Genomic DNA, 12,003 nt, shown 5'->3' on the forward strand with positions numbered 1-12,003 from the left:
GTAGAAACACAACTGAATTATTAGAATTGCAATCGAATAATTTTGTATTAAAACAAAAAGCCAGCTTGTAAACTAATAAAATTGAGAAAAGAAAAATCCCTTAAAAACAAATAGTTTTTAAGGGATTTTTTTAATTTCTAGGAATTATACAGATAAAACACTGTTTTCTGCACCAGCAAACTCATTATAAGCATAACTGTCAGCTTCTGGATCATTTAAATAGTTACCATCAACTAAATATTTGAACTCAAAAGAATTGTCTTTTGGCAAATCAAAAGTAGCTTTAAAAGTACCGCTTTTTAATTTTGATAATTCCCCTTCTGCCGGATTCCAATTATTGAAATCACCAACTACTGAAGCTGTATTTGCTTCTTTTGCTTCGATTGAAAAGGTAACTTTTACAACCGGTTTTGTTTTTATAACTTGTTTTTTAATAGCCATAACTAATTCATTTATAGATTACTGAGGCAAAGTAAAGCATTAGTTTAATATGTTTTACACGTATAATCATTTTTAAGAATTTGCTAAAAACTAAGCAAATTTAGAAGAAGATGTATAATTTAAAGTGCTTTTAATTTTGCATCTCTAATTAAGAAAACGTTTTCTTACTGCAATATCATAAAATCATATTTCGCCATTTTAAAAATAAATTTTACCTTTAAGCCACAATTTCGTCTTATGGAAGCAGTACAACACGAATTATATGAATATGCCAGAGATAGAATCAAGCAAAAAAAAGGCTTGTTTTATCATTTTATAATGCTTTGTCTCGGCAGTCTTTTTTTAATCATAGCCAATAAATGGTTAGGGTTATATTCTGATAAAACTTGGTGGACATGGGCTGTTACGGTTTGGGTTTTTGTATTTATCCTTCATGTCATCAAGGTTTTTGTGATTAATAACTTTATGAATAAGCATTGGGAAAGAGAGCAAATTGATAAATTAGTGCTAAGACAAGGCAATAAAATAGAAAAACTAAAAAACGATTTGGAGAATTCAAAATCAACAGCCGAATGATTACACTTATTGCTGCTGTTGCCGAAAACAATGCGCTTGGCAAAGACAACCAACTACTATGGCATTTGCCGGATGATTTCAAACGATTTAAAAATGTAACTTCAGGTCATTACATTATTATGGGACGAAAAACTTTTGAAAGTTTCCCAAAACCATTGCCCAACAGAACACATATTATTATTACACGTCAAAAAAAATATCCTTCTGAAAACTGCATTGTGGTGGATTCGTTGCAAAAAGCGATTGCCATTTGTCCGCCAACCGAAGAACTATTCATCATTGGAGGTGGCGAAATTTACAATCAATCCATTGAGATTGCTGATAAATTGGATATCACGAGAGTGCATAACACCTTTGATGCCGATACTTTTTTCCCTGAAATCGATTTGAATAAATGGAAATTAACATCCGCAGAATTTCATTCAAAAGACGAAAAACACCAATTTGACTTCACTTTTCAGTCATATCTAAAAAAGTAAATTCATTAAACATTTTTTTGATAAACCATTATTAACTCAACTTCTCAGGCACTTAGTTACTCAGGCACTCAGTTACTTTCAAAGATTACTTCTAATTAAAATATTGGCTTATATTTGCCAAAAAAATCAAGCATGTCAAAGATTATAACGCCCTATAAAGATTCGTCATTGGGCAAAAAAGAACAGGTTGCCCAAATGTTTGATAACATTTCGGGAAACTATGATGACTTAAACAGAGTAATATCGCTTGGTATTGATATGAAATGGCGTAAAAAAGTGGTCGCTTTAGTAGCCGAAAAAAAACCGGAAACCATTCTTGACATTGCCACCGGAACTGGCGATTTGGTGATTATGATGTCAAATACTTCTGCCAAAAAGATTATTGGTCTTGATATATCAGCCGGAATGCTTGAAGTTGGAAAGCAAAAAATTGAAGCCAAAAAACTTTCCGAAAAAATAGAAATGGTTTTGGGCGACAGCGAAAACATGCCTTATCCTGATAATTATTTTGACGCGATTACGGTTTCCTTTGGCATCAGAAATTTTGAAACTCTGGAAAAAGGATTAGGCGAAATCTATAGAGTTTTAAAGCCTAATGGAATTTTTGTAATATTAGAAACTTCGGTTCCGACTAAATTCCCTTTCAAACAAGGCTATACATTTTACACTAAATTTATTTTACCTATTATTGGAAAGATTTTCTCGAAAGACAATGATGCTTATGGCTATTTATCCGAATCGGCGGCAAATTTTCCTTTTGGAGAAACTTTAAACAATATATTGCGTAAAATTTCGTTTATAGAATGTAAAGCTATGCCGCAAACATTCGGTGTTGCCACAATTTATACCGCAACCAAAAAATGAAACTGACTTTTCAGTAACAATATGAAAAAAATAGTAGTTCTATTTCTTCTACTTACACTAAACGCCAACGCACAATTGGGCAAAAGTATGTTTACAAAAGATCCGATTATCAATTTGGAGAATTTTGACAAGCAACGTGTGTATTGGGGTTATTTTTTGGGGTTTAGTACTTTTGATTTTAAAACCGATTTTAAAACGAATCCAGCACCGGATCAACTTATAGATGTTAAAGGTCATTCCGGATTTAACGTCGGATTAGTTGGCGTGCTTCGTTTACATGAATATGTAGAGTTACGATTTGAACCGGGATTGTATTACGCCAGCAGAACGCTAACTTATTCGCAATTTACAAACGAAAGAGACGGTCTCAGAGAAATAAAAGCTACCTATATTGATTTTCCAATGATCCTAAAATTTTCTTCGTTGAGAACCGGAAATGTTAGACCGTATCTTCTTGGCGGATTATCATCAACCTTAAATCTTTCGAGCAATTCAAAATCTAAAGATGATAATTTAGAGCAAAAATTTAGAGTAAAACCTTGGACACAGAATTATACTGTGGGTTTTGGTGTTGATTTGTATTTTGAATATTTTAAATTCTCGCCTTCTATTCGTGGTGTTTTTGGATTAAAAGATGAATTAATTCGCGATACTGATCCAAATAGTCCTTGGACGGGAAATATCCAATCGATGAAAACCCGTGCGGTGCTTATCAACTTCACTTTTCATTAAGATTGTGCTTCGCAAATTCGCTAAAGCTCGTGTCTCCTGAACTCACTCAGGAAAATCGCAGTTGCGGTAGCTACATTTAGACTTTCCGTTTTTTGTATATCGCCAAACCTTGGAATGGCAATTCTGTTTTTTATATTTTTTTCTAATTCGACAGAAATTCCGTTGGCTTCGTTTCCGAGAATTAGAATTGCTTCTTTGGGCAGCGCATCTTTATAAAGGCTTTTGCCATCCATAAAAGTACCGAAAACAGGAAGTGAATTTTGCAAAAGATACGCATTCAAATCAACATAATTTATCTTTACCCGAGAAATAGAACCCATTGTTGCCTGAATTACTTTTGGATTATACATATCTACAGTTTCGTGAGAACACAGCAATTGTGTAACCCCAAACCAATCACAAAGTCGAATTATTGTACCTAAATTTCCCGGATCGCGAATGTCATCCAAAGCGACAATTAATCCTTTCGTATCTATTTTGGATGCTGGTGGAATTTTAAAAATTGCCAGACAAGAACTTGCCGAACTCAAAGCTGTAATTCGCTTCATGTCAGCTTCTTTTATTACTGTTTTTTGGGAAATAGATACGTGTTCAAAAATAGCTTCAGTTTCGAATAAATGTTCGAGTACAAAATTTGATGCTAACAATTCCTGTATTACCTTTACGCCTTCGGCAATAAACAATTGATGCTCGATTCTATATTTTTTATGTTGAAGACTTGTAATTAATTTTATTTGGTTTTTACTAACCATAAAATAATGTATTTTTGAATTAAATATTTCGCAGCACTTGAAAAAGAGTATCACAAAAATATCATTATTTATTCTAATTGGGCTAATTATCTTTGGCTGCAACACCACAAAAAGAGTTCCTGACGGTAAAAGTCTCCTAACCAAAAACAATATTGTTGTTGACGGTAAAAAAAACAATGTTGAAGATGTTTTCAATCAGTTGTATCAAAAACAAAATACTTCTATTCTTGGTTATCGTCTGCGATTGAATATTTACAATTTAGCCAAACAAAAAACCGACTCTATTTACAGAGCCAAGTTCGCCAATAATCCTAAAAAATATAACCGAAAAGTTAAATGGCTTTCCAAAAAGCAAGTTAAAAGATTGGGAGAATCTTTTTGGTATTCTGGTGTTCATAATTTCCTGAGAAAAACGGGTGAAGCACCAGTGATTTTAGATACTGTCAGTACTAAAAAATCGCTTAGACGTTTGAATTATTATTATTATACTCGCGGTTATTTTGATGTTGCCGGTAAATATAAAATTGACAGCATTGGTCCGAAAAAAGCAAAACTTCGCTACGACATTGTAAAAGGGAATCCGTATATGATTGATAGTATTAATAGCAATATCACGAGTAAACCACTAGATTCTATTTATCAATTAAGAAAAAGAAACTCCTATATAAAATCGGGGAAACGAGTTGAGTATTCCAATTTCGATGCCGAAAAAGCGAGAATCACAGAAGATTTTAGAAACAATGGAGCATTCCGTTTTCAGCAAAACTATGTGACTTATGTAATTGACACCTTAACCAGTAAACGTATTGCTAATGTAGATTTGAATATTGAAAACGAATCGATTCGAGTGGAAGATAGTTTGTACAGCGTTCCTTTTGAATTGTATAAAATCAGTAAGGTTAACATTTATACCGACCATAGTCCAGCCAATCAAAATCTTCCCATAAAAGACAGCACGGTTTATAAAGGCTTCACTTTATATAGCGTCAACAAATTGAAATACCGTCCAAAAGCAATTACAGATGGAATTTTTGTAACCAAAGGCAATTATTTTTCGGATAATAAAACAACCTTGACTTCAAAATATTTGAGTAATCTTAAAGTTTTCAATTATCCATTGATTCAATATATTGAAGATAAAAATCAAAAGAACGGCTTGATTGCTAATATTTATTTGTCGCCAAGAAAAAAATATACGTTTGGTTTTTCTGCTGATTTTATACATTCCAACATACAGGATTTTGGAATATCAGGAAATACATTTTTGAGTATTCGAAATGTGTTCAATGGTGCTGAAACATTTGAAATTGGAATTAGAGGAAGCATTGGTGCTTCAAAAGATTTTGCCAATCCCAACAATAATTTTTTCAACATTTCAGAAATTGGAGCTGATGCCAAATTAAATTTTCCGCGATTGTTTTTGCCTTTCAAAACAGACAAAATCATTCCTAAAACCATGATTCCTTACACTACAATTAGTGTGGGTTATTCGAAGCAAACCAACATCGGATTAGACAAACAAAACTTTACTAGTTCGCTGGTTTATAATTGGACACCTAGAAAAAATACAACTTTACGTTTCGATTTGTTAAATGTTCAATTTGTAAAAAACATAAATCCGGACAACTATTTTAATGTCTATCGTTCCTCTTATCAAGCTTTAAATCAATTCGCAACTTCTTATGGAGCTGATCCGAGTTATTTTGATACTAATGGCAATTTGATAATTAATGATGGTGTCAATAGCTTTTTGAGCGATGTTAACAATGGCGTAATTTTACCTTCCGCCAATGACACTAAAGCCATCAATAGCATCGTTGAACAAAAAGGAAGATTAACCGAAGACAATTTGATTGTTGCTTCGAGTATTGCCTTTTCAAAAACTTCACAAAAAGATTTAACAGACAACAGTTTTTATGCCATTAAGGCAAAGGTAGAATCGGCCGGAAACTTAATGTCTCTGATAGCCGGAGCTTCTAAACAAACGCAAAGCAATTCAAAAACTGCTTTTGGTGTAGAATTTTCACAATACATTAAAACCGAGTTTGAGTATATTAAGCATTGGGATTTACGACGCAAAAAAATATTGGCAGCCAAAGCATTTTGTGGCGTAGCTATTCCATATGGTAACTCGAATAGTGTTCCATTTTCTCGTAGTTACTTTGCCGGGGGAACAAACGATATTCGGGCATGGCAATCCTATGGTTTAGGTCCAGGGAAAACCGGTTCGATTAATGACTTTAACGAAGCGAACATGAAATTGCTTTTTAGTACAGAGTTTCGTTTTGGCATTTTTCAACAATTAAATGGAGCTTTCTTTATTGATGCCGGAAACATCTGGAATGTAAGTGATATTGCCACCAATAAAGACGCTATTTTTTCAGGTTTAAAATCTTTGGAAAGCATAGCAATTGGTTCGGGTTTCGGATTTAGATATGACTTTAATTTCTTTGTAATCCGTTTGGATTTGGGTTTCAAAACGTATAATCCTGCCAATCCGGAAGGTGAGAAATGGTTAAAAGAAATGCGTTTTGACAAATCCGTTTTAAATATTGGAATAAATTATCCTTTCTAAAATTAGAAATTATTATTTTTGTAGACTTAACTTTAAAACAACACAAACAATGGCTCATAATATAAAACCTGGAGTAGCAACAGGAGATGAAGTTCAGGCAATTTTTGCTTACGCGAAAGAAAAAGGATTTGCACTTCCTGCGGTAAACGTAATTGGTTCAAGTACAATTAACGGAGTAATTGAAACTGCAGCCAAGCTAAACGCTCCGGTCATTATTCAGTTTTCAAATGGTGGCGCACAATTTAATGCTGGAAAAGGACTTTCAAATGCTGGCGAAAAAGCAGCCATTGCAGGTGGAATTGCAGGAGCAAAACACATTCACACTTTAGCAGAAGCTTATGGAGCAACGGTAATTCTTCATACGGATCATTGCGCTAAAAAATTATTACCTTGGATTGATGGTTTATTAGATGCTTCTGAAAAGCATTTCGCTGAAACTGGAAAACCATTGTATTCTTCACACATGATTGATTTATCAGAAGAACCAATTCACGAAAATATCGAAATCTGTAAAACCTATTTGGCAAGAATGAGCAAAATGGGAATGACTTTAGAAATCGAACTTGGAATTACAGGTGGTGAAGAAGATGGCGTTGACAATTCAGATGTTGACAGCTCAAAATTATATACTCAACCTGAAGAAGTAGCTTATGCTTATGAAGAGTTGATGAAAGTTTCGCCAAGATTTACTATCGCAGCTGCTTTCGGAAATGTTCATGGTGTTTACAAACCTGGAAATGTAAAATTAACTCCAAAAATCCTGAAAAATTCTCAGGATTATGTTCAAAATAAATTCAATACAGGACACAATCCGGTTGATTTTGTTTTCCATGGTGGTTCAGGCTCTACGCTTGAAGAAATCAGAGAAGGAATTTCTTATGGTGTAATCAAAATGAATATTGATACCGATTTACAGTTTGCTTTTACCGAAGGAATTCGCGATTATATGGTTAACAATATTGACTATTTAAGAACACAAATCGGAAGTCCGGACGGAGCAGATTCTCCAAACAAAAAACACTACGATCCAAGAAAATGGATACGCGAAGGCGAACTGACTTTTAACAAAAGATTAGAAGAAGCTTTTGCTGACTTGAATAATGTAAACACATTATAAATTATGAGTTATGAATTATGAGTTATAAGTGAATGCTTTTAACTCATAACTTATAACTTTTAACTCATAACTATAAAAATATGGCTTGGTTTAAAAGAACAGAAAAAGGGATTACCACCGCAACCGAAGACAAAAAAGACGTTCCAAAAGGGCTTTGGTATAAATCGCCAACCGGAAAAATTATTGACCAAGACGAATTGGCCAGAAATCTTTGGGTAAGTCCGGAAGATGATTTTCACGTTAGAATTGGTAGTAAAGAATATTTCGAAATCTTATTTGACAACAACGAGTTCAAGGAATTGGATGCCAAGATGACATCAAAAGATCCTTTAGGTTTTGTGGATACCAAAAAATATTCAGACCGTTTGAAAGACGCTATTGAGAAAACAGGATTGAAAGATGCTGTTCGAACCGGTGTTGGAAAATCAAAAGGGAACGATTTAGTAGTTTGCTGTATGGATTTTGCTTTTATTGGTGGTTCGATGGGTGCTGTTGTAGGTGAGAAAATTGCCCGTGGTATTGATTATTCTATCAAAAACAGAGTGCCTTTTGTGATGATTTCAAAATCGGGTGGCGCGCGTATGATGGAAGCTGCGTACTCGTTAATGCAATTAGCAAAAACCTCTGCAAAATTAGCACAATTAGCCGAAGCTAAAATTCCATATATCTCTTTGTGCACCGACCCAACAACAGGTGGGACAACCGCTTCTTACGCAATGCTTGGCGATGTAAATATTTCTGAGCCTGGTGCTTTGATTGGTTTTGCCGGTCCGAGAGTTGTTCGTGACACAACCGGAAAAGATTTACCGGATGGTTTCCAGACTGCTGAGTTTGTTTTAGATCATGGTTTCCTTGATTTTATATCCCCAAGAAAAGAATTGAAAGACAAGATTAATTTATATCTCGATTTGATTTTAAATCAGAATATTAGATAGTTATAGTTTAGTTTCAAAATAAATGGGAAATTACGTAAACAACAATTTAATTAAAGATGAACACGTTGAACTAGAAACAACTTATCACTGGATAATTTTTTGCAATTTAAGAGCTATTCTAACTTTGTTTATAGCCCCAATGATTGACAAATATTCTGATGAGTTTGCAATTACCAATCGACGTTTAATCATAAAGACGGGATTGATAAGCAGAAAGACATTTGAAATGAATCTTTCAAAAATAGAGAGTGTCAATATAGATCAAACAATATTGGGAAGAATCCTTGGTTATGGCACAATCATAATTGTTGGTTCTGGCGGAACAAGAGAAATATTTCCTAGTATAAAAAATCCATTAGAATTCAGAAAAAAATTTCAAGAGTTATCCTAAACAAATCACAGTAAAACAGCCATAGCTATTTACCACAAAGACAAAAAGCGTAAAACTTTGTGTCTTTTATTTTTAGTAATGAAGAATCTCTTGTTTAGATAATCTATGAGAACTGAACACTAACTTCTGAACACTAAACACTTAATTCTAAAACCCACTTCTAATCGCTTCCACTGGGTCTAATCTTGAAGCAGAAATAGCAGGTAGAATTCCGGATAATAAGCCTACTACCATTGATAAACCAAAGCCTATCAAAATATTCCAGAAGCTTAATACAAATTCAAAATCCAATGAATTTGTAAGTAGCATTGCCAAAAGCCAGACTATCACCAAGCCTATAATTCCTCCAATAACACAAAGAATTATCGCTTCAAACAAAAACTGAAAAAGGATAAATTTATTTTTGGCTCCCAACGATTTTTGAATTCCGATTAAATTGGTTCTTTCTTTCACCGAAACAAACATAATATTGGCAATTCCAAAGCCACCAACCAAAAAGGCAAAGAGACTGATGATAATTCCACCGATACGAATTTGGCTTATCACTCCGTCTAACAAATCGGTAAAACCGGAAAGCACACTGATAAAAAAGTTGTCTATATCGCCTTGCTTTACCCCTCTAAAAGTGCGTAATTTTTGAGTGATTTCACCTTTTAATTCTTCAATATCAATGCTTTTTTCAGGTTTTATTATAATCATGGCTGATACTTTTGGGTTATTATCACCATAAATTCTTCTTAGAAAATTAGAAGGTAAAAAAGCAGAAACATCATCACCTCCTCCGAAACCCATCGTGGAATCACCTTTCTTTTTAGTAATGCCAATCACCTTAAACTGTTGTCCATAAATACGAATCGATTTCCCAATTGGGTCAAGCTCTCCAAAAAGCGATTGTGCAATATCATGTCCAATCACCACCACTTGCTTTCCTGAATTGGATTCTGATTCATTAAAAAAACGCCCTTCGGCAAACTCCATTCGTTGGATATATGTAAACTCAGAAGTTACCGGAACCATATTTACATTATCAACCGTATTTGCTTCAAATTTAAGGGTTTGGTTTAAAGTCATATACTGAAAACACACATCTTCAATGTTGTTCAACGAAGATTTTAAATATTGGTATTCTTCATAACTGACTTTTGGAAATTGGTCCCTCTTCCATCTTGGAATATCACTTGGGCCAAAAGACTTGTTAGTCAAATAAATGGTATTTTTATCTAAAGTACTCAAATCAGCCTTGATTTTTCTATCTAAAGAATCAACGGCTGCCAATACCGCAATGATAGAAAATATTCCAATCGTCACACCCAATAAAGAAAGCATGGTTCGCAGCTTGTTGTTGCGTAGCGCATTCATGGCAAAAGCCAAACTTTCTTTGAGCAGTCTTAAGTAAAGTAACATTTAGATTGGTTTATGATATTGTAAATTTCGATTAAAAAAATGAAAATTACCACTATTTTTCAGATTGCACTATTGGTGTCAAAAAATAAAATATTGTTACAAAAAAAGTAAAAATCAGATTGCTTCGTTCCTTGCAAAAACCTACTTTTGTGGCAACTCGAGGGCATATAGCCCGAACTGAGCGAAGCTAAACACACAACTACACAATGAGCACTACAAAAACAATTAAATCGGCGCTGATTTCAGTCTTTTCAAAAGACGGATTAGAGCCGATAGTTCGCAAACTACACGAACAGAACGTAACGATTTATTCCACCGGCGGAACAGAAGAATTCATCAACAATTTAGGAATTCCTGTTGTTCCTGTTGAAGAAGTTACGGCTTTCCCTGAAATTCTTGGCGGAAGAGTAAAAACATTGCACCCAAAAATCTTTGGTGGAATCTTAAACCGTCAAGACAATGAAACCGATATTGCACAAATGAGGGATTTTGAAATTCCACAAATTGATTTGGTGATAGTCGACTTATATCCGTTTGAAAGAACAGTTGCTTCAGGCGCCAGCGAAAGTGATATTATTGAAAAAATTGATATCGGTGGGATTTCTTTAATCCGTGCTGCGGCTAAGAATTTTAATGATACCGTTATTGTAGCTTCGGTAAATGAATATGCAGTTTTATTCGATTTGATTTCAACTCAAAACGGAGATACAACTTTGGAACAAAGAAAATTGTTGGCAACCAAAGCCTTTCATGTTTCTTCCAATTATGACACAGCCATTTTCAATTATTTCAACACAGATGAAACGATATTCAAAGCCAGTATTGATAACGGTCAGATTTTGAGATATGGTGAAAATCCACATCAAAAGGGTTTTTTCTTTGGCGATTTTGATAAAATGTTTACTAAAATTCATGGAAAGGAATTGTCATACAACAATCTGTTAGATGTTGATGCGGCAGTAAATCTGATTTTGGAATTCAAAAATAACGATCCGACATTTGCCATTTTAAAACACAATAACGCTTGCGGATTAGCAACAAGAAGCACTATGGCAGCTGCTTATCTGGCAGCTTTGGCTGGTGATCCAACTTCGGCTTTTGGTGGTGTTTTGATTGCTAATGGAAAAATTGATTTGGGTACAGCCAATGAAATAAACTCACTTTTTTGTGAAGTAGTAATCGCGCCAAGTTATGATGACGATGCGATTGCCGTTTTATTCGAAAAGAAAAATAGAATCATTTTGGTTCAGCATGATGTTGCGCTCCCAAATCGTCAGGTGCGAACTTGTCTAAACGGATTATTAGTTCAAGATAAAAACAATATTACTGATCAAAAAGACCACTTAAAAGTGGTCACAAATTCAGCTCCAACCGAGCAAGAAATTGACGATTTATTATTTGCATCAAAAATTTGTAAAAATACCAAATCAAACACGATTGTATTTGCAAAAAACAGTACATTAGTGGCATCAGGAACAGGTCAAACTTCGAGAGTAGATGCGTTGAAACAAGCGATTGAAAAAGCGACAACTTTTGGCTTTGATTTGAATGGTGCAGTGATGGCAAGTGATGCTTTTTTTCCTTTCCCGGATTGTGTTGAAATTGCTCACAACGCTGGAATTACTGCTGTTATTCAACCTGGTGGTTCGATAAAAGACGAGCTGAGTATTAATTTTTGTAACGAAAATAAAGTTGCAATGGTATTTACCGGAACTCGTCATTTTAAACATTAATTTG

12 protein-coding genes are annotated in these 12,003 nt (G+C 34.2%); 9 read left to right on the forward strand and 3 right to left on the reverse strand.

Annotation, left to right across the window (positions count from 1 at the left end):
- Nucleotides 1-144 precede the first annotated feature (144 nt).
- Nucleotides 145-441, reverse strand: coding sequence for an isoamylase early set domain-containing protein (locus RMN97_RS04815; protein ID WP_309613394.1), 297 nt, complete (start codon nucleotides 439-441; stop codon nucleotides 145-147).
- Nucleotides 442-678: 237 nt separating this feature from the next.
- Here RMN97_RS04815 and RMN97_RS04820 point away from each other — a divergent pair, with 237 nt between their 5' ends.
- From RMN97_RS04820 to RMN97_RS04835, 4 genes are all read left to right on the forward strand, one after another.
- Entirely contained in the window at nucleotides 679-1,017 is a 339-nt protein-coding gene (locus RMN97_RS04820) for a 2TM domain-containing protein (RefSeq protein ID WP_309613395.1), read from the forward strand.
- The gene (locus RMN97_RS04825) at nucleotides 1,014-1,496 is read left to right on the forward strand and encodes a dihydrofolate reductase (RefSeq protein WP_309613396.1); all 483 of its coding nucleotides are present in this window, start codon (nucleotides 1,014-1,016) and stop codon (nucleotides 1,494-1,496) included. The genes RMN97_RS04820 and RMN97_RS04825 overlap by 4 nt, the downstream gene beginning before the upstream one ends.
- A gap of 132 nt (nucleotides 1,497-1,628) precedes the next feature.
- Nucleotides 1,629-2,360 (forward strand): bifunctional demethylmenaquinone methyltransferase/2-methoxy-6-polyprenyl-1,4-benzoquinol methylase UbiE, encoded by a 732-nt coding sequence (gene ubiE / locus RMN97_RS04830; RefSeq protein ID WP_309613397.1) that lies wholly within the window; start codon nucleotides 1,629-1,631, stop codon nucleotides 2,358-2,360.
- A 21-nt stretch (nucleotides 2,361-2,381) separates the two neighbouring features.
- Nucleotides 2,382-3,092 (forward strand): porin family protein, encoded by a 711-nt coding sequence (locus tag RMN97_RS04835; RefSeq protein WP_309613398.1) that lies wholly within the window; start codon nucleotides 2,382-2,384, stop codon nucleotides 3,090-3,092.
- Nucleotides 3,093-3,112: 20 nt separating this feature from the next.
- Here RMN97_RS04835 and RMN97_RS04840 read toward each other — a convergent pair whose 3' ends face one another.
- Nucleotides 3,113-3,844 (reverse strand): RNA methyltransferase, encoded by a 732-nt coding sequence (locus RMN97_RS04840; protein WP_309613399.1) that lies wholly within the window; start codon nucleotides 3,842-3,844, stop codon nucleotides 3,113-3,115.
- Between the two features lie 37 nt (nucleotides 3,845-3,881).
- Here RMN97_RS04840 and RMN97_RS04845 point away from each other — a divergent pair, with 37 nt between their 5' ends.
- The 4 genes from RMN97_RS04845 to RMN97_RS04860 all read left to right on the forward strand — a co-directional run bounded on the left by RMN97_RS04845 (nucleotide 3,882) and on the right by RMN97_RS04860 (nucleotide 8,862).
- Nucleotides 3,882-6,419, forward strand: coding sequence for a BamA/TamA family outer membrane protein (locus tag RMN97_RS04845; protein WP_309613400.1), 2,538 nt, complete (start codon nucleotides 3,882-3,884; stop codon nucleotides 6,417-6,419).
- A gap of 49 nt (nucleotides 6,420-6,468) precedes the next feature.
- Nucleotides 6,469-7,536 carry a class II fructose-bisphosphate aldolase gene (gene fbaA, locus RMN97_RS04850; protein ID WP_309613401.1) on the forward strand — a complete coding sequence of 356 codons (1,068 nt, stop codon included), beginning with the start codon at nucleotides 6,469-6,471 and terminating at the stop codon, nucleotides 7,534-7,536.
- Between the two features lie 80 nt (nucleotides 7,537-7,616).
- On the forward strand, nucleotides 7,617-8,471 hold the full coding sequence (accD, locus tag RMN97_RS04855; protein WP_309613402.1) for an acetyl-CoA carboxylase, carboxyltransferase subunit beta: 855 nt from the start codon (nucleotides 7,617-7,619) through the stop codon (nucleotides 8,469-8,471).
- A gap of 22 nt (nucleotides 8,472-8,493) precedes the next feature.
- Nucleotides 8,494-8,862 carry a PH domain-containing protein gene (locus tag RMN97_RS04860; protein ID WP_309613403.1) on the forward strand — a complete coding sequence of 123 codons (369 nt, stop codon included), beginning with the start codon at nucleotides 8,494-8,496 and terminating at the stop codon, nucleotides 8,860-8,862.
- 147 nt (nucleotides 8,863-9,009) lie between these two features.
- Here the strand turns inward: RMN97_RS04860 and RMN97_RS04865 are convergent, their stop codons facing one another.
- On the reverse strand, nucleotides 9,010-10,266 hold the full coding sequence (locus RMN97_RS04865) for an ABC transporter permease (RefSeq protein WP_309613404.1): 1,257 nt from the start codon (nucleotides 10,264-10,266) through the stop codon (nucleotides 9,010-9,012).
- A 206-nt stretch (nucleotides 10,267-10,472) separates the two neighbouring features.
- On the opposite strand from RMN97_RS04865, the gene purH reads away from it, so the two are divergent.
- The gene (purH, locus tag RMN97_RS04870) at nucleotides 10,473-11,999 is read left to right on the forward strand and encodes a bifunctional phosphoribosylaminoimidazolecarboxamide formyltransferase/IMP cyclohydrolase (RefSeq protein ID WP_309613405.1); all 1,527 of its coding nucleotides are present in this window, start codon (nucleotides 10,473-10,475) and stop codon (nucleotides 11,997-11,999) included.
- Nucleotides 12,000-12,003: the final 4 nt, after the last annotated feature.

The organism is Flavobacterium sp. (assembly GCF_031381455.1).
Classification (GTDB): domain Bacteria; phylum Bacteroidota; class Bacteroidia; order Flavobacteriales; family Flavobacteriaceae; genus Flavobacterium.

Bases quoted from the DNA above. Each gene is read 5' to 3' on its own strand.
- RMN97_RS04815 (WP_309613394.1), bottom strand. From the start codon at position 441: ATGGCTATTAAAAAACAAGTTATAAAAACAAAACCGGTTGTAAAAGTT.
- RMN97_RS04820 (WP_309613395.1), top strand. From the start codon at position 679: ATGGAAGCAGTACAACACGAATTATATGAATATGCCAGAGATAGAATC.
- RMN97_RS04825 (WP_309613396.1), top strand. From the start codon at position 1,014: ATGATTACACTTATTGCTGCTGTTGCCGAAAACAATGCGCTTGGCAAA.
- ubiE (WP_309613397.1), top strand. From the start codon at position 1,629: ATGTCAAAGATTATAACGCCCTATAAAGATTCGTCATTGGGCAAAAAA.
- RMN97_RS04835 (WP_309613398.1), top strand. From the start codon at position 2,382: ATGAAAAAAATAGTAGTTCTATTTCTTCTACTTACACTAAACGCCAAC.
- RMN97_RS04840 (WP_309613399.1), bottom strand. From the start codon at position 3,844: ATGGTTAGTAAAAACCAAATAAAATTAATTACAAGTCTTCAACATAAA.
- fbaA (WP_309613401.1), top strand. From the start codon at position 6,469: ATGGCTCATAATATAAAACCTGGAGTAGCAACAGGAGATGAAGTTCAG.
- accD (WP_309613402.1), top strand. From the start codon at position 7,617: ATGGCTTGGTTTAAAAGAACAGAAAAAGGGATTACCACCGCAACCGAA.
- RMN97_RS04860 (WP_309613403.1), top strand. From the start codon at position 8,494: ATGGGAAATTACGTAAACAACAATTTAATTAAAGATGAACACGTTGAA.
- RMN97_RS04865 (WP_309613404.1), bottom strand. From the start codon at position 10,266: ATGTTACTTTACTTAAGACTGCTCAAAGAAAGTTTGGCTTTTGCCATG.
- purH (WP_309613405.1), top strand. From the start codon at position 10,473: ATGAGCACTACAAAAACAATTAAATCGGCGCTGATTTCAGTCTTTTCA.